14 protein-coding genes are annotated in these 16,844 nt (G+C 72.7%); 11 read left to right on the top strand and 3 right to left on the bottom strand.

Features of this window, described 5'->3' with window-relative positions; genetic code table 11:
* The first annotated feature begins 278 nt into the window (after positions 1-278).
* Both ACFWV2_RS25240 and ACFWV2_RS25235 read left to right on the top strand, forming a co-directional pair.
* Positions 279-968 carry an RNA polymerase sigma factor gene (locus ACFWV2_RS25240; RefSeq protein WP_384407963.1) on the top strand — a complete coding sequence of 230 codons (690 nt, stop codon included), beginning with the start codon at positions 279-281 and terminating at the stop codon, positions 966-968.
* Positions 968-2,173, top strand: coding sequence for a hypothetical protein (locus ACFWV2_RS25235; RefSeq protein WP_384407961.1), 1,206 nt, complete (start codon positions 968-970; stop codon positions 2,171-2,173). The genes ACFWV2_RS25240 and ACFWV2_RS25235 overlap by 1 nt, the downstream gene beginning before the upstream one ends.
* Positions 2,174-2,329: 156 nt before the next feature.
* On the opposite strand, the gene ACFWV2_RS25230 is transcribed toward ACFWV2_RS25235, so the two are convergent.
* Positions 2,330-3,190: a L,D-transpeptidase family protein gene (locus ACFWV2_RS25230; RefSeq protein ID WP_384407959.1), complete on the bottom strand. Its 861-nt coding sequence runs from the start codon at positions 3,188-3,190 to the stop codon at positions 2,330-2,332.
* 204 nt (positions 3,191-3,394) lie between these two features.
* On the opposite strand from ACFWV2_RS25230, the gene ACFWV2_RS25225 reads away from it, so the two are divergent.
* The 3 genes from ACFWV2_RS25225 (at position 3,395) to ACFWV2_RS25215 (ending at position 6,567) form a co-directional block, all read left to right on the top strand.
* A complete protein-coding gene (locus ACFWV2_RS25225) occupies positions 3,395-4,984 on the top strand; it encodes a methylmalonyl-CoA mutase (protein ID WP_384407957.1) in 1,590 nt (529 codons plus the stop codon).
* Between the two features lie 70 nt (positions 4,985-5,054).
* Positions 5,055-5,708 carry a leucine efflux protein LeuE gene (gene leuE / locus ACFWV2_RS25220; protein ID WP_384407955.1) on the top strand — a complete coding sequence of 218 codons (654 nt, stop codon included), beginning with the start codon at positions 5,055-5,057 and terminating at the stop codon, positions 5,706-5,708.
* A 37-nt stretch (positions 5,709-5,745) separates the two neighbouring features.
* Complete coding sequence (locus ACFWV2_RS25215) at positions 5,746-6,567, top strand: MerR family transcriptional regulator (RefSeq protein ID WP_384407952.1); 822 nt, start codon at positions 5,746-5,748, stop codon at positions 6,565-6,567.
* 60 nt (positions 6,568-6,627) lie between these two features.
* On the opposite strand, the gene ACFWV2_RS25210 is transcribed toward ACFWV2_RS25215, so the two are convergent.
* On the bottom strand, positions 6,628-7,950 hold the full coding sequence (locus tag ACFWV2_RS25210; RefSeq protein WP_384407950.1) for a polysialyltransferase family glycosyltransferase: 1,323 nt from the start codon (positions 7,948-7,950) through the stop codon (positions 6,628-6,630).
* A complete protein-coding gene (locus tag ACFWV2_RS25205) occupies positions 7,947-8,981 on the bottom strand; it encodes a glycosyltransferase family 2 protein (RefSeq protein WP_384407948.1) in 1,035 nt (344 codons plus the stop codon). The genes ACFWV2_RS25210 and ACFWV2_RS25205 overlap by 4 nt, the downstream gene beginning before the upstream one ends.
* A 219-nt stretch (positions 8,982-9,200) precedes the next feature.
* On the opposite strand from ACFWV2_RS25205, the gene ACFWV2_RS25200 reads away from it, so the two are divergent.
* From ACFWV2_RS25200 to ACFWV2_RS25175, 6 genes are all read left to right on the top strand, one after another.
* Entirely contained in the window at positions 9,201-10,490 is a 1,290-nt protein-coding gene (locus ACFWV2_RS25200; protein ID WP_384407946.1) for a DUF6716 putative glycosyltransferase, read from the top strand.
* Positions 10,490-11,869, top strand: coding sequence for a cytidylyltransferase domain-containing protein (locus tag ACFWV2_RS25195; RefSeq protein ID WP_384407944.1), 1,380 nt, complete (start codon positions 10,490-10,492; stop codon positions 11,867-11,869). The genes ACFWV2_RS25200 and ACFWV2_RS25195 overlap by 1 nt, the downstream gene beginning before the upstream one ends.
* Before the next feature lie 11 nt (positions 11,870-11,880).
* Entirely contained in the window at positions 11,881-12,774 is an 894-nt protein-coding gene (locus tag ACFWV2_RS25190) for an N-acetylneuraminate synthase family protein (RefSeq protein ID WP_384407942.1), read from the top strand.
* On the top strand, positions 12,771-13,961 hold the full coding sequence (locus ACFWV2_RS25185) for a hypothetical protein (protein WP_384407940.1): 1,191 nt from the start codon (positions 12,771-12,773) through the stop codon (positions 13,959-13,961). The genes ACFWV2_RS25190 and ACFWV2_RS25185 overlap by 4 nt, the downstream gene beginning before the upstream one ends.
* Before the next feature lie 116 nt (positions 13,962-14,077).
* Entirely contained in the window at positions 14,078-15,298 is a 1,221-nt protein-coding gene (locus tag ACFWV2_RS25180) for an amidohydrolase (protein WP_384407938.1), read from the top strand.
* Positions 15,299-15,641: 343 nt separating this feature from the next.
* Entirely contained in the window at positions 15,642-16,694 is a 1,053-nt protein-coding gene (locus tag ACFWV2_RS25175; protein ID WP_384407936.1) for a BMP family protein, read from the top strand.
* The last annotated feature ends 150 nt before the right edge of the window (positions 16,695-16,844 follow it).

Raw genomic sequence — 16,844 nt, 5'->3', positions numbered from 1 at the left:
CCGGTCGTCGTCCACGGACCCGCAGCACGGCTCCGTACTCCATTCAGCGCCGGGGATGCGTTTTCTGTCACACCGCCGCGCACCCGCGACCGGACGCGCCCCGAGCGTTCCTCGTACGCCCTCACCCGGAGGTTGCAAGTTGCACAAAGACCCCGGATCGCGTGGACGCGACGCCCGGCCACGACGTAGCGTGCAGATGCGCGAGGCGGCGTGGCGGTGGTGACCAGCCGCGATGGAGCGACGACGCGACCACGCGACCGACGAACAGGGTTTGGGGAGTGCTGGGGGACGACGCGGAGCTGACGGCCGCGGTGCTCGCTGCGCAGGACGGGGACGAGAACGCCTTCCGTACTGTGTATCGCGCCGTGCATCCACGGTTGCTCGGCTACATACGCACACTGGTCGGCGACGCCGACGCCGAGGACGTCACCTCGGAGTCCTGGCTCCAGATCGCCCGCGACCTCGACCGCTTCGACGGCGACGCGGACCGCTTCCGCGGCTGGGCCGCGCGGATCGCCCGCAACCGCGCCCTCGACCACATACGGATGCGGGGCAGGCGCCCCGCGTCAGGCGCCGACGAGGACGAACTCACCGACAGGCCCGCCGCGTCCGACACGGCGGGCGAGGCCCTGGAGGCCCTCGCCACCGGACACACCATGCGACTGATCGCCCAGCTTCCGCAGGACCAGGCCGAGGCCGTCGTCCTGCGCGTCGTCGTGGGTCTCGACGCCAAGAGCGCCGCCGACACGCTGGGGAAACGCCCCGGCGCCGTACGCACCGCCGCCCACCGCGGCCTGAAGAAGCTCGCCGAACTCCTCGGCGTCGACGGTGACGCGGACGGGGCGGACGGCACCGCCGAAGCCGTCGCCGCCCTGGACGGTGTGCCTCCGCAACGCGGGCGCCTGCCGGGGTCCGTGCCGCCTCGCGGTGTGACGCAATCACGTCCCCGTACGCAGAAGGACATGTGATGGCCGACGAGCGGTACCAGTGGCTCGACCAGGAGTCCGCCGAGCGGCTGCTTCGCGGCGAGCCGGTCGACGCCGTCGACGACCACGCGCGCGCGGGCGCCGAGCGACTCGCCCGAGCCCTCGACACGGCCCGTACCCCCGCCTTCCCCGCGGCCGGAAACGGCGAACTGCCGGGCGAGGCCGCCGCGCTCGCCGCCTTCCGTGAGGCCACCGCCGAGCGTGCCTCCGCCCGCGCCGCCGCGACGGGCGGAGCCCCGCACGCCCGTACCCTCCATGCCGACCTCGGCCGGGTGCGGCTCGCGCCGGTGTCCGCCCCGAGGCGCCGCTGGGGACGGTCCGTGCGGTACGGACTGGCCGCCGCGGTCGCCGCCGTCACCGTCGGAGGGGTCGCCGTCGCCGCTGGAACAGGTGTGCTGCCGCTGGTGGGTCCGGCCCCCGCCAGCTCCGTCACGGCGGAGGAGACGGTCGACACGCTCGTCTCGAAGGAACCCGGCATACGCGAGGACCCCGAGGCGCCCCCGACGAGGCCGGGCGCCGACGGTGAACCCACGCCCGGCGTGTCCCCCTCCGCCGGCACCACCATCGCACCCCCCACCGGAGGCGCCGACGGCCACGGCACGGCCACCACGGGCCCCGGCACCCCGAAGCCCAGGAGCACGGCGGGTACGGGCAAGGGCTCCGGCGGCACCGGAACGGACCCCGGCGGCACGGACGTCGAGCCCGGCGGCGCGACCTCCCTGGCGAAGACGGTCAAGGCCTGCCGGGACTACCGGACGGGAAGGCTCGACGCCACCGGCCGCAAGCAGCTCACGAGCAGCCTGCGCGGCGGCGAGAGCCTCCGCCGCTACTGCGACCGGATCCTCGGCGGCGGTACGGGCGCGCCCGCGGGCGGGGCCAAGGACGAGACCAGGGACGAGACCAAGGACCCCAAGGGCGATTCCGGGGACGACAAGGACGACGCCGAGGGCCACCCCGGGGGCGGCTCGAAGGACGCCCCCGGGGGTGGCGGCGGGAACGACGGCGGGTTTGAGGACCGGTCGCACGGCGGACGGGACGACAAGCGCGGCGGCTCCACGGGCAGCCATGCCGGAACGGCCGCCGAGGACCGCCGCGGCACCGCCCGGCCGGCCACGGACACCGTCCGGCTCTCCGCCGCGCCGCCCCTCGGGATCGCCGTCACCGCACGCGTTCCGCTCGCGGTGTAACACTTCCCGGCCGGTCGGCGCAGTATGGAGTGTGCCGACTGGTCATCGGCCGCGCAGAGAGCCGGGGTTCCCCCCGTACCTACGGCTCCGCGCACCCGGCGCGGGTGGGACACGTTCCCCCGGTCCCACCCGCGCCCTCTCTTCACCCCTCCCGGGTCACCAGTGGACGACGACCTTGTCGCCCACCTTCACCTGGTCGAAGAGGGTCGTCAGCTTGGCCCGGTCCCGGACGTTGACGCAGCCGTGCGAGCCCCCGTCGTAGCCGCGGGCCGCGAAGTCCGACGAGTAGTGCACGGCCTGGCCGCGGCTGAAGTACATCGAGAGCGGCATCGGGGTGTGGTACAGCTTCGACCAGTCCTGACGGACCTTCCGCTCCACGGCGAAGGTGCCCTCCCGGGTCGGGGTGTTCTCAGAGCCGAAACGGACGTCCAGCGCCGAGACGACCTTGCCGTCGATCATCCAGGCCAGGGTCCGGCTCTCCTTGCTGATGCACAGCACCCGGCCGGTCATGCACCGCGCGTCGGGGGTGTCGAGCGTGTTCGTGGTCGCCGGCTTCAGCTCGTCGGCGGTCGGCTTCCGGCTCGCCCCGAGCAGCTTCTCCCAGGTCGCCGCGTCGACCGCCCCCGTCGGGGGAAGGTCCCCCTTCCGCTGGAAGGCCTTGACCGAACCGGCCGTCATCGTCCCGTAGAAACCCGTGGGCGCCCGGTCGAAGTGCCCCAGCTGCCGCAGCCGCGCCTGGAGCTCACGGACCTGCTCGCTCTCGTCCCCGTCGCCCATCAGGACCGCGGGCCCGGAGGTCGGTGTCGCGGTCCCGGTCGGTGTCGCGGTCGGAGTCGTGGTCGCGGTCGAAGAGGGAGCGACGGTCGTGGGCGCCGTCGTCGGACTCGCCGATCCGGAGCCGGAGCCGACGCCGCTACCGCCTCCCGCGCCGACCGCCTGGGCCGTACAGCCGGAGGCGAGGGCCACCGCGGCCGCTGCCAGTACCGCTCTGCGTATGACGGAAGAAGACCGCATCATCAATTGCCCCCCGGGATGAATCGTGTGTACGTAGGGATGCGTTCCGCGCGTGTGCGGTTGCGCGGGCGGACCAGGGACCGCGCATGCTGTGAGGAAGGTCCCAGCGTGCTGCTCTCCACCCCCCGGACACCCGCCGCTACAGTCCGTCGCGAGGGCCCGTACCGCTGAGTAACCAGCCGTCACATCGATCGGGAGGCACCACGCATGGCGCGTGAGACGGAGTCGGGACTGCCCATCGAGCCGGTCTACGGGCCGGGTGTCCTGGAGGGGTGGGATCCCGCGGAGAAGCTGGGCGAGCCGGGTGGGTACCCCTTCACGCGTGGTGTGTACGCGTCGATGTACACCGGCCGGCCGTGGACGATGCGCCAGTACGCCGGTTTCGGCACCGCCGTCGAGTCCAACGCCCGCTACAAGCAGCTGATCGCGAACGGTACGACGGGTCTGTCGGTCGCCTTCGACCTGCCGACGCAGATGGGCCACGACTCGGACGCGCCGATCGCGCACGGCGAGGTGGGCAAGGTGGGCGTCGCCATCGACTCGGTCGACGACATGCGGATCCTGTTCGACGGGATCCCGCTGGACAGGGTCTCCACGTCGATGACGATCAACGCCCCCGGAGCCCTCCTGCTGCTGCTCTACCAGCTGGTCGGTGAGGAGCAGGGTGTGCCGGCCGACCGGCTGACCGGCACGATCCAGAACGACGTGCTCAAGGAGTACATCGCCCGCGGCACGTACATCTTCCCGCCGAAGCCCTCGTTGCGGCTGACCGCGGACATCTTCCGGTACTGCCGGGCCGAGATCCCCAGGTGGAACACCATCTCGATCTCCGGCTACCACATGGCCGAGGCCGGGGCCTCGCCCGCGCAGGAGATCGCCTTCACCCTCGCCGACGGCATCGAGTACGTGCGCACCGCCGTCGCCGCGGGCATGGACGTGGACGACTTCGCCCCGCGGCTCTCCTTCTTCTTCGTGGCCCGCACGACGATCCTGGAAGAGGTCGCGAAGTTCCGCGCGGCCCGCCGGATCTGGGCCCGGGTGATGAAGGAGGAGTTCGGCGCGAAGAACCCCAAGTCGCTGATGCTCCGCTTCCACACCCAGACCGCGGGCGTGCAGCTCACCGCCCAGCAGCCCGAGGTCAACCTGGTGCGCGTCGCCGTCCAGGGCCTGGCGGCCGTCCTGGGCGGCACGCAGTCGCTGCACACCAACTCCTTCGACGAGGCCATCGCCCTGCCGACGGACAAGTCCGCCCGCCTCGCGCTGCGCACCCAGCAGGTCCTGGCGTACGAGACGGACGTCACCGCCACCGTCGACCCCTTCGCCGGCAGCTACGTGGTGGAGAGGATGACCGACGACGTCGAGGCGGCCGCCCTTGAGCTGATGGGCCGGGTCGAGGAGATGGGCGGCGCGGTCGCCGCGATCGAGCGCGGCTTCCAGAAGGGCGAGATCGAGCGTTCCGCCTACCGGATCGCGCAGGAGACCGACAGCGGTGAGCGGGTCGTCGTCGGCGTCAACCGTTTCACGGTCGACGTCGAGGAGCCCTACGAGCCGCTGCGCGTCGACCCGGCGATCGAGGCCCAGCAGGCCGAACGCCTCGCACGACTGCGTGCCGAGCGCGACCAGGCGGCCGTGGACACGGCGCTCACCGCCCTGAAGGAGGCGGCGGGGAGCGACGCGGGCACAGTCAACGTCCTGTACCCGATGAAGGACGCCCTCAGGGCCCGCGCCACCGTGGGCGAGGTCTGCGACGCGCTGCGGGAGGTCTGGGGCACCTACGTCCCGACCGACGCGTTCTAGGACGCGGGGCGCTCGCGGTCACGACGCAGGTCACAGCGGAGTGTCGCACCCGTGTGCGACACTCCGCCGCATGCTGGGTGTCACCGATCTGCCGACCTATCTCACCGGGCTCGTCCTCATCATTCTCCTCCCGGGGCCGAACTCGCTGTACGTGCTGTCCGTCGCCGCCCGCAAGGGCACCCGGACCGGGTACAAGGCCGCCGCCGGGGTGTTCACCGGCGACACGGTTCTCATGACCCTGGCCGCGCTCGGCGCCGCCTCGCTGCTCCAGACCACCCCGCTCCTCTTCATGATCGTGAAGTACGCGGGCGCGGGCTACCTGGCCTGGATGGCGTACGGGATGCTGCGGGCCGCCCGGACGATGTGGCGCGACCGGCGCGAGACGACGGAGCCCGAGCCGGCCACGACCGGCGGGCCGGTCGAGCGCCCGTACCGCCGCGCGCTCGTCATCAGCCTGCTCAACCCGAAGGCGATCCTCTTCCTCATCTCCTTCTTCGTGCAGTTCGTGGACCCTTCCTACGCCTACCCGGCGCTCTCCTTCCTGGTCCTCGGCGGCCTGCTCCAGCTCGGCAGCTTCCTCTACCTGACCACGCTCATCTTCGGCGGGACACGGCTCGCCGCCACCTTCCGCCGCCGCAGGAGGCTCTCGGCGGGGGCGACCTCGGCCGCGGGCGCGCTCTTCCTCGGCTTCGCCGCGAAGCTCTCCCTCACCAGCGCCGCTTGACCCTCACACCGTGTGAGCCCGTTCCCTAGGGGCCGTCATGTACACCATCGGAGACTTCGCCCGGCACGGGCGGGTGTCGGTCCGCATGCTGCGCCACTACGACGGCATCGGACTGCTGCGCCCGGCCCACGTCGACCCGCACAGCGGCTACCGCTTCTACGAGGCGGACCAGCTCGCCCGGCTCAACCGTGTCATCGCGCTCAAGGACCTCGGCTTCACCCTGGAACAGGTGGGCGCCATCCTCGACGAGCGGCTCGGCGCGGACGAGCTGCGGGGCATGCTGCGACTGCGCCAGGCCGAGCTGGAAGCGGCCCTGGCGGAGGCGCGGGCCCGGCTCGCCCAGGTCGGCGCGAGGCTCCGAGCCATCGAGAGCGAGGGGCGCATGTCCACCCAGGACGTCGTCGTCAAGAAGATCCCCGCCGTCCGCGTCGCCGAGCTGAGCGCAGTCGCCGCCAGCTTCGGGCCCCACGACATCGGCCCGGTCGTCGGCCCCCTGTACGACGAGCTGTGCGGCCGCCTGCGGGCCGCGGGGGTCACCGGATACGGCCCGGGGATCGCCTCCTACGAGGACGCGGGCAAGGGTGACGGTTCGGTCCTCGTGCACGCCGCCATGACCGTCCCCGAGGGCACGGCAGTGGAAGGCGTCGAGGTGCACGTCCTGCCCGGCATCGAGGAGGCGGCGACCGTCGTCCACCGGGGCTCGATGGACACCATCCTGCCCACGGCCCAGACCCTGGCCCGCTGGATCGAGGCCAACGGCTACCGGTCGACGCGCTACGCCCGCGAGCTGTACCTGGAGTGCCCCGAGGACCGCTCGCAGTGGGTCACGGAGCTTCAGGAGGCCATCGTCCGCGCCTGAGCCCTCACGCCCGCGGGCCCGGAACCCCAAAGTCCCGGGCCCGCGGGCGTACCGCTACCGCTACCGCTTCAGCGCCCTGCGCAGTCGCAGGGCCCGGCGGGCGAGCCCGCGGACCCGCGGATGGCGGGGGATCGGCAGACCGCCGGGCAGGTCCAGGACGGTGAGGCGGCGGCGGGTGAAGTGGTGCCGGGTGCGCTCGGCGAGCGGCCCCGACAGATGCCGTACCGCCGGCTCCCGCAGCTCCGGCCGGATCTTCGGCTGCATCGCGAAGCCGACCGCCGCGACCAGGTCGTTCAGCTCCGCCGTACCGACCTCGGCGGCACCGGCCTCCCCCTCCTCCAGGGGCGGGACGACGGCGTCCACGACGGTGAGCGGGATGCGGTTGCTGTTCTGGAACGGGGTGAGCCGCTCCAGGAGCGCGTCCGTGCCGACCCGGGCGACCGGCAGCCCGTAGAACGTCCGCGCGGTCAGCAGCGCCGTGGAGAAGCAGCCGACGACGAGCGCGGGCCGCAGCTCGCCGTAGAGGACCTCGGCGAGCACCGGCCGGTCCTCGACGGTCAGTTCGGCACCGAGCTCCTCCGCCTCCCGCACCAGCGTCCGCGACCAGGCGTCGGGGGCCGTGGGGTGCGGCTTGAAGACGAGCCGCCGGTGGCCCCGGGCGATCGCCCCCCGGACCATCCGCAGGTGCAGTTCCTCCTCCTCGGCGGCGGTCAGCAGGCTGAGCGCCGCCAGGTACTGGCCGAGGAGCAGGGCGGGCCCGTCCTGCCCCGCACCGGCGCGCCCGGGGCCCGCGAGCTCCTCGACGACCTTGGTGAACGCCTCCGTCGGTACGGCCTCCGGTACGGCCCCGAACTCGGCGAGCAGCAGCGGCGAGAGGCCGGTGACGAGGTCCAGGTGGAGCAGCCGGCCGACGCGGCCGCCGATCAGCGGGTCGATCTTGTTCCGGGTCGGCCCGTAGCTCATCAGACCGTCCGCGTACACCGTGATCGGCGCGTCGGGCAGCAGCTGGGCGATGGCGAGCGCGGGGGTCACCTGGAGGGACTCCAGGGCGAGTTCGACGCGGTCGTCGCCGAGGTTCCAGAGCTTGCGCAGATGGCGCTGGAGGAGCGGCAGATCGCTGGGACGCGGGGTCCAGCCGCCCGGGTGGAGCGGGGAGATCGTCTCGTTCCAGGACAACACGGAGTCGAAGCGGCCGCGCAGTCGTTCGAAGCCCTCGGCCTCGTCCAGGGGCGGGGTGGTCTCCGGCACGGCCGCGTTGTTGGTGACGAGGAGGATCCGGCGGTCGGCGGTGCCGAAGCAGCCGCTGTCCACGGCGGCGGCGAGCGTCACCGCCCCGTAGAGGGTGGACGCGCAGAAGATCTGGGTGGTCCGGCGGGCGCTCACGCGGCCACCCCCGCGGAGGCGGCAGCGGCACCGGCACCCGGACCCGCGCCCGGGGTGGGGGTCGGCGGTGGTGCCGGGCGGCGGCGGCGCAGCCTGCGCAGCATCGTCGCGCGGTCCCCTCCCATCGCCGTCAGGGCCTCGTCCAGGACCGCCTGCGGCATCCGCCGCAGCGCGCCCGCGCTCATCGCCTTCAGTTGACGGGCCACTTCCGGCTCGAATTTGTCGAGCGAACCGATGTGATGGGAGATCACCGCGCAATAGGTGCGGACGGCCTTCGGAAGGAGGAGATCGGCGTCCACGTCTTTCGTCGTCTCCTCGATCACCCGGTCGAATGCGCGGATGAAATCCAATTGCCGTACATCGCCGATCTGGGTGAGCGACGTGGCCACCCCGCGCCGGTAGAAGACGCCGAGTTCACCGATCGCGGCGAACGATTCCGCCTCGCGGTGCAGTTTCCAGATCCACGGCCGGTCCTCGGCCGTCCGCAGACCGTGCGGGAAGTGCAGCAGGCCGCGGTCCAGGAGCCGCCGGTGGTAGATCCCGGCCCAGGCGTACGGGTAGTCGACCGAGGTCGTCCGGTGCGCCGGCAGGATCGCGTCCCGCGGGTTCAGCACCTCGCCGCGCCGGGGGACCGGCGCCCGGCGGATGCCGCGGTTCCGGCCGGTGACGGTGACGTGGTCGGTGCGCAGGAAGTCGCAGCCGAGGTCCTCGGCCGCCGCGACCAGGCGGGAGTAGTAGCCGGGGGCGAGCCAGTCGTCCCCGTCGAGGAAGGTGAGGTATTCGCCGCGGGCGGCGTCGAGGCCGGTGTTGCGGGCCGTGGCGAGGCCCTCGTTGTGCTCGTGCCTGATCAGGACGGCACCCGGGAGCTCGCGCGCGGCCCGTTCGAGGAGTTCCGGAGTCCCGTCCGACGAGCAGTCGTCGACGAGCAGGAACTCGAAGTCCTCCCGGGCGTTGGCCCGCAGGCTCGTGAGGGTGTCGGGGGCGTATGTCTGCACGTTGTAGAACGGCACGACGACGGAGAGCTTGACCACGCGGCCGACGCTAGGCGCCGCCCCGGCATTCCCACCGACCGGTGGGCGGCCTTGCGGTGAACACCAGGCGGCGGGCCGATTAACCGCCTTTCCTGGAAGGCGGATCCGGCCCCCTGCGGTCCGGATCCCGACCCACTTCAACAGGCGGAGAGGCTCTGTTCACCGGTTGTTGTGGTCCAGTTGGGCCGAAAAGCGGAATGCCCTTCTAGCGTCCTCGGCGTGCAAGGAAGTAACAGAGAAGCGGTACGGGTCGCCGTACTCGCCGACTCCGACACCCGGTGGAAATGGGGCGCGCTCACCGCGCGCCGCATCACCACGGCGACCGCCGAACCCACCGGATTCGTCCTGCGCGGACGGGCGACGCCCACCGCGCGGCAACTCGCGGAGACAGGGGTGTCCACGACCACCCCGAGCGAGGTGACGGGCGCGGAGTTCCTGCGTGCGGTACGGGACGCGGAGGCGCGCGGCGAGGGATACGACGTCGTCGTCCTCGCCCTCGTGGGCGGCACCGTCCGGGCCGTCCTCCAGGGCCTGGCCGACCTCGGCCTCGACCGGCGCCCGGTGATCGTCACCGGCTATGTCGGCGTCGTCTACGAGAAGCTCACCGACGGCCTGCTGCTGCGCCACGGCGCCGACGTCGTCCTCGCCAACTCCCGCCACGACGCGGAGCGCTTCCGCGCCGTGTACGAGGGGGTGGGCGCCGGAGCCGACTCGGTCGTCGAGGCCGCCCTGCCCTTCCTCGGCGGCGCCCCGTACGCCCCCGAGGCCGGCCGCGACACCCTGGTCTTCGCCGCCCAGCCGTCCGTGCCCGCCACCCGGACCGAACGCGCCTACGTGCTGCGGCGGCTGATCACCCACGCCCGCCTCCACCCGGGCCGCGAGGTGCTCCTCAAGCTCCGCTCCAAGCCGGGCGAGCACACCACGCACCTGGAGGAGTTCCCGTTCCAGAAGCTGGTCCGCGAGCTCGACCCGCCCGCCAACTTCCGCCTGGTGTACGGACACATGGGCGAGGTCCTCGACCGTACCGACCTTCTGGTCACCGTCTCCTCCACGGCCGCGCTCGAAGCCCTGCACCGCCGCGTCCCCACCGCGATCCTCACCGACCTCGGGGTCCGCGAGGCGCTCGGCAACCACCACTTCGTCGGCTCGGGTCTGCTGGCCTCCTTCGACCGGCTCGACAAGGGGCTCGCCCCGACGCCCGACGAGACCTGGCTGGCCCGGCAGGGCGTCGCGTCCGACGGAGGGTACGAGCGCGCCTTCGACGCGGCCCGCGACCGGGTCGCCGAGCTCCTGGCACTGCCCACGCCGCCCCCGATCACCCCCTACTACACCGCCGAGACGGCCCCCGGCTACCTGCCCGGGATCCTCGCCCGCCACCGCCTGGACGTCACCGCGCCGGAGACCCGCGAGAGCGGCCTGCGCAGGATCGTCCGGGAGGCCGCGCGGGGCGCGTACCGCCACGGCGTGCAACGCGTCGCACCCGTCATCCGCCGCCTGGGAGAACTCTGATGCCCGCCACCGCCCAGCCACCCGCTGACCGGCCCCCGGAGCGGACGGAGCCGACGGTCACGCAGTCGACGGCCGCGCACCTCACCGCGACGGAGCCGACGGTCACACAGCCCGTGGCCACCCAGTCCACCGCGACGGAGCCGACGGTCACGCAGTCGACGGCCGCGCAGTCCACCGTGGCCCCGCCCCCCGCCACCGTGCTCGCCGTGATCCCCGCCCGGGGCGGCTCCAAGGGTGTCCCCGCCAAGAACCTCGCCCCGGTCGCCGGTGTCCCCCTGGTGTCCCGCGCCGTCCACGCCTGCCTCGGCGCCCGCCCCGTCACCCACGTCGTCGTCTCCACCGACGACGCCGGCATCGCGGCCGCCGCCCGCACCGCCGGGGCCGAGGCCGTGCGGCGGCCCGCCGAGATCGCGGGCGACACCGCCACCAGCGAGGCGGCCGTCCTGCACGCCATGGACGCCTTCGAGGCCACCCACGGCCGCCCGGCCGACGTCGTCCTCCTCGTCCAGTGCACGAGCCCGTTCCTCACCTCCGCCGAGGTCGCGGAGACCGCCGAGCGCATCACCTCCGGCGCCGCCGACACGGCCTTCACGGCGGCCCCGACCCACGGCTTCCTCTGGCGCGACACGGTCGACGACGGCGCCACCGGCGTCAACCACGACAAGGCGCACCGCCCCCGTCGCCAGGACCGGGAGCCCGAGTACCTGGAGACCGGCGCCGTCTACGCCATGGACGCGGCCGGCTTCCGTACCCACAGGCACCGCTTCTTCGGCCGCACCGCGCTCGTCGTCACCGACCCCGCCCGGGTCCTGGAGATCGACGACCCGCACGATCTGGCCCGGGCCCGTGCGATCGCGCCACTCCTCGAGAACTCCGACACCCCGGCCACCCCCGGCTTCGCCGACATCGACGCCGTGGTCCTCGACTTCGACGGCACCCAGACCGACGACCGGGTCCACCTCGACGCCGAGGGACGCGAGTTCGTCTCCGCGCACCGCGGCGACGGACTCGGCATCGCCGCCCTGCGCCGCGCCGGCCTGCCTGTCCTCATCCTCTCCACCGAGCAGAACGCCGTCGTCGCCGCCCGCGCCCGCAAGCTCAAGATCCCCGTCCTGCACGGCATCGACCGCAAGGACCGGGCCCTCAAGGAGTGGTGCGACGCCGAGGGCATCGACCCGCAGCGCGTGCTCTACGCCGGAAACGACGTCAACGACCTGCCCTGCTTCCACCTCGTCGGCTGGCCCGTCGCGGTGAGCAGCGCCCACGACTCCGTACGGGCCGCGGCCCGCGCGGTCACCGTCACCCCGGGCGGCTCAGGAGCGATCCGCGAGATCGCCGCCTGGCTCCTCGGCCCCGAGCTCAACACCCCCGACGCGTAAGGAACAGCACCATGAACACCCGAACCCGCACCCTCGGCGACAAGACCGCCGGCCCCGGCCACTCCGTCTACATCACCGGCGAGATCGGCATCAACCACAACGGTGACCTCGACAACGCCTTCGCCCTCATCGACGTGGCCGCCGAGGCCGGCTGCGACGCCGTGAAGTTCCAGAAGCGCACCCCCGAGATCTGCACCCCGCGCGACCAGTGGGACATCGAGCGCGACACCCCCTGGGGCCGGATGACGTACATCGACTACCGCCACCGCGTCGAGTTCGACGAGACCCAGTACCGCGCCATCGACGAGCACTGCCGGAAGCGCGGCATCGACTGGTTCGCCTCCCCGTGGGACACCGAGGCCGTCGCCTTCCTGGAGAAGTTCGACGTCCCCGCCCACAAGGTCGCCTCCGCCTCCCTCACCGACGACGAGCTGCTGCGCGCCCTGCGCTCCACCGGCCGTACGGTCATCCTCTCCACCGGCATGTCGACGCCGAAGCAGATCCGGCACGCGGTCGAGGTCCTCGGCAGCGACAACATCCTGCTCTGCCACGCCACCTCGACCTACCCGGCCAAGGCCGAGGAGCTCAACCTCCGCGTCATCCAGACGCTCCAGGAGGAGTACCCGAACGTCCCGATCGGCTACTCCGGCCACGAGACCGGCCTGCAGACCACGCTGGCCGCCGTCGCCCTCGGCGCCACCTTCGTCGAGCGTCACATCACCCTCGACCGCGCCATGTGGGGCTCCGACCAGGCCGCCTCCGTCGAGCCCCAGGGCCTCCAGCGCCTGGTCCGCGACATCCGCACCATCGAGGCCGCCCTCGGCGACGGCGTCAAGAAGGTCTACGAGTCGGAGCTCGGCCCGATGAAGAAGCTCCGCCGGGTCCAGGGGCTCGTCGCCGCATGACCGGGCAGCTGGCGTTCGTCGAGAGCCCGGTCCAGCTTCTGAACGTCCTGGAATGGGCGCACACGCAGGCCACCGCCACGGGCGGCCGTCCCGCGGGGGCGACCCGGCCGGGTACGGCGGACGGCGCCCTCGCCGGGCCCGGCCTGCCGGTCCCCACGGCGCCGACGAGCGCGGCGCCCCCGACCGGTGACCCCGCGGACGCCACCCCGCCCCTCACGGTCGTCGTCCTGTCGCCGACCGACCCCATGTCGCGCGGCCAGCTGCGCCGGATGGCGCAGCTGGCCCGCGACGAGGGCCTCACCGTCCGCTGGCAGGAGGCCCGCGGCGGCCGGGGCTCGCTCGTCCGCACCCTGCGGGAGCTCGCCCGGCCGCTGCGCTCGGCGGAGCGGGTGATCATCGGGGACCCGTTCTCCCGGTACGTCCAGCTGCTCCTGACGCTGTTCGGCCCCCGGCACCTGACGGTGGTCGACGACGGCACCGCGACCATGGAGTTCGCCGCCCAGATCGGCCGGGGCGAGCGCCTGGTGCGCTGGCACCGCAAGGGCCGCCTCGGCCCGCGTGAGCTGGTGCTCGCCCCGGTGACCTCGCTCGCCCGGCGGCGCCTCGCCCCGGCCCCCGGCCGTACGGTCGAGATCTTCACCTCACTGCCCGTCGAGGCCCCCGAGGGCATCGAGGTCACCGAGAACTCCTTCGCCTGGACCCGCACCCGGTTCGGCCCGCCGCTGCTCACCAGCGGCGCGGACCTGGTGGGCACCTCGCTCGTCGAGACGGGCGTGGTCGACGCGGACCACTACGACCGGGTGGTGGGGGAGCTGGCCCGCACCCACGGCGCCACCCGCTACTTCGCGCACCGCAGGGAGAGCGCCGAGAAGCTGCACCGCATCGCGGTCGAGACCGGTCTCCAGGTGGTCCGGCCCGAGCTGCCCCTGGAGTTGATCGCCCGGCGCGGCCCCGTCGGCCGTACGATCGTCAGCTTCCCGTCCACGGTCGTGCACACCCTGCCGCTCGCCCTCGCCGGGACCGGGGTGAAGGTCGCGGTCTGCGAGATCGCGCCGGAGTGGCTGCGGGAGAGCGCCTCACCGCGTGCCCAGGGCTTTCTGTCCGGGGTGGCCGGCACCGCGGCCCACGAGGTGGACCGGCTCACCGCACGGGCGGCCGCGCCCTCCGACCGGCTCGGATTCGGGTGACCCTACCCACATGGAACGGCCTTCATGCCTGGTGAACGGAGTTTCTTTCCCCTAACGGGTTGAACATTTGGTGATCAACGGGCAGTTGACCTCTCCGAAGGCCTACCCTTCAAAAGGTGAACCAGTTGACCTCCCGTGAGCCAGACTCCGTCACCCTGCCCGGAAAGCTGTCCGACACCCTGCGCGTCGAGCTGATCGGCTTCCGCAGAGACGTGCACATGCACCCGGAGCTGGGGAACCAGGAGTTCCGTACGACCGCCGCGCTGAAGGCCCGCCTCGAGGCGGCCGGCCTCGCGCCGAAGGTCCTTCCGGCCGGCACCGGGCTCATCTGTGACATCGGCGTCCCGGACCGCCGCCGCCCCATGCTGGCGATCCGCGCCGACCTCGACGCGCTGCCCATCCCCGACGTCAAGACGGTCCCGTACGCCTCCACGGTGGCCAACCGCGCGCACGCCTGCGGACACGACGTCCACACCACCACCGTCCTCGGCGCCGGACTCGTCCTCGCCGAACTGGACCGGCGGGGCCTGCTGCCCAACGCCGTGCGGCTGATCTTCCAGCCCGCCGAGGAGGTCCTCCCCGGCGGCGCCGCCGACGCCGTCGCGGCCGGGGTCCTGGACGGAGTCGGCCGGATCATCGCCGTCCACTGCGACCCCCGGGTCGACGCCGGCAAGATCGGACTGCGCTCCGGCCCCATCACCTCCGCCTGCGACCGTCTCGAAGTCACCCTCGACGGGCCCGGCGGCCACACCGCGCGCCCGCACCTCACCACCGACCTCGTCACCGCCGCCGCCCGGGTCGCCACCGACGTGCCCGCCGTCCTGGCCCGCCGCGTCGACGCCCGATCGGGCCTCTCCGTCACCTGGGGACGCATCGAGTCCGGCCACGCGCCGAACGTCATCCCCCAGCACGCGGAGCTCTCCGGCACCGTCCGCTGCCTCGACCTCCCGACCTGGCGCGAGGCCCCCGACCTGGTGCACGCGGCGATCGACGAGATCGCGACCCTGCACCGCGCCAAGTCGACCGTGAACTACGTCCGCGGCGTCCCCCCGGTCGTCAACGACGCGGGCGTCACCGAACTGCTCCACGACGCCATGGCCGCCCGCCGCGGGACGCACGCGATCGAGGACACCGAGCAGAGCCTCGGCGGCGAGGACTTCTCCTGGTACCTGGAGCACGTCCCCGGCGCCATGGCCCGCCTCGGCGTCCGTACCCCCGGCGACACCCGTGTCCGCGACCTGCACGCCGGCGACTTCGACGTGGACGAGCGCTGCATCGAGACCGCGGTGGAGCTCTTCACCGCCGCGGCCCTCCTCGACGCCGCGCCGAGCGTCTGAACCCCGGCAGCCCCTCTCCGGCGCCCCTCCCCGGCCGGGCCGGGGCGGGGCGCCGAGGCCGTGACCCCGGCCGGACGGACCCGTCATCCGTCCGGCCGACCGCCGTCCCCCCATCGGCCCACCGCCCGGCGTGGCGCGCCGCCGGCCCCCGTCCCGCCGTCCGTTCCCGGCGGTATAACCGGCCGTACCGGGCCGAACGCCCCCGGTCGGCTCGCCGGCCGGTACGCGACGATCCGATAACGACTCATGAACGGGTCTTTAACTGACATCTACGCGCGTTACGATCGCCGCGAAACCAGCGCCGGAAGAGGCGCTTTCGGTCAGTCTTGAAGGGACCCTCCTCTTGCGCCGGATCACCAGGATCACGACCGTGGGCATCGCCTCCGCGGCTCTCGCCCTCTCCGCCACCGCGTGTGGCAAGTCTTCGAACGACTCCGGCTCCGGGACGGACTCGAAGGCCGCCAAGGCCGCCATCGCGTACGACATCGGCGGCCGCGGCGACCAGTCCTTCAACGACGCCGCCTACGCCGGCCTGAAGAAGGCCGAGGACGAGCTCGACGTCAAGGGCTCCGAGGCCGAGCCCTCGGAGGGCGAGGGTGACGCCGACAAGGTGCAGCGCCTCACCGCGCTCGCCCGCGCCGGCAACAACCCGGTCATCGGCGTCGGCTTCGCCTACGCGCCGGCGATCGAGAAGGTCGCCAAGGCCTACCCGAAGACCACGTTCGGCCTCATCGACGACACGTCGAAGACCGGTCCGAACATCGCCAACCTCGTCTTCAACGAGGAGCAGGGCTCCTACCTGGCCGGCGTCGCCGCCGCCAAGGCGTCCAAGACCGGCACGGTCGGCTTCATCGGCGGTGTCGAGGTCCCGCTGATCAAGAAGTTCGAGGCGGGCTTCGCGCAGGGCGTCAAGGACACCAACCCCAAGGCGAAGGTGCTCGTCCAGTACCTGACCCAGCCGCCGAACTTCGACGGCTTCTCCAAGCCCGACCTCGGCAAGGCCGCCGCGCAGGGCCAGCTCGACAAGGGTGCCGACGTGATCTACGCCGCCGCCGGTCTGGCCGGTTCCGGCTCGATCGAGGCCGCCGCGACCGCCGGCAAGTGGGCCATCGGCGTCGACTCCGACCAGTACAACCAGGCGGGTCTCGCCTCCTACAAGGAGCACATCCTGACCTCGGTCACCAAGGACGTCTCCGACTCCGTCTTCAACCTGATCAAGTCGGTCAAGGACGGCAAGCCGCAGACCGGTGAGATCCGCTACGGCCTCGCCGCGGACGGTGTCGGCCTGGCCGACTCCAACCCGGCGTACAAGAAGATGACCGAGGTCACCGACGCCGTGGCGAAGGCGAAGAAGGACATCGTCGACGGCAAGATCACGGTCAAGACCGCTCCGTAAGGACCGCGGTTCACTGACTGAAGGGCCCGGCGACGGTGGGATCCCCACCGGGCCGGGCCCCCTTCCCGTACAGGTTTTCACTTTCCGGCAGCGCTACGCGTGTAGATGTCTCCCTGGCACGATAACTTCGCCCCGCCCTGCCCTCCCCGC

This window comes from Streptomyces sp. NPDC058671 (assembly GCF_042716475.1).
Classification (GTDB): Bacteria; Actinomycetota; Actinomycetes; order Streptomycetales; family Streptomycetaceae; genus Streptomyces.
Note: the sequence above shows the minus strand (reverse complement) of the source record. Positions and strands in the feature narration are given on the sequence as shown.

Excerpts from the sequence above, each read along its gene's own strand:
- ACFWV2_RS25235 (WP_384407961.1), top strand. The coding sequence starts at position 968 with ATGGCCGACGAGCGGTACCAGTGGCTCGACCAGGAGTCCGCCGAGCGG.
- ACFWV2_RS25230 (WP_384407959.1), bottom strand. The coding sequence starts at position 3,190 with ATGATGCGGTCTTCTTCCGTCATACGCAGAGCGGTACTGGCAGCGGCC.
- ACFWV2_RS25225 (WP_384407957.1), top strand. The coding sequence starts at position 3,395 with ATGGCGCGTGAGACGGAGTCGGGACTGCCCATCGAGCCGGTCTACGGG.
- leuE (WP_384407955.1), top strand. The coding sequence starts at position 5,055 with ATGCTGGGTGTCACCGATCTGCCGACCTATCTCACCGGGCTCGTCCTC.
- ACFWV2_RS25215 (WP_384407952.1), top strand. The coding sequence starts at position 5,746 with ATGTACACCATCGGAGACTTCGCCCGGCACGGGCGGGTGTCGGTCCGC.
- ACFWV2_RS25195 (WP_384407944.1), top strand. The coding sequence starts at position 10,490 with ATGCCCGCCACCGCCCAGCCACCCGCTGACCGGCCCCCGGAGCGGACG.
- ACFWV2_RS25190 (WP_384407942.1), top strand. The coding sequence starts at position 11,881 with ATGAACACCCGAACCCGCACCCTCGGCGACAAGACCGCCGGCCCCGGC.
- ACFWV2_RS25185 (WP_384407940.1), top strand. The coding sequence starts at position 12,771 with ATGACCGGGCAGCTGGCGTTCGTCGAGAGCCCGGTCCAGCTTCTGAAC.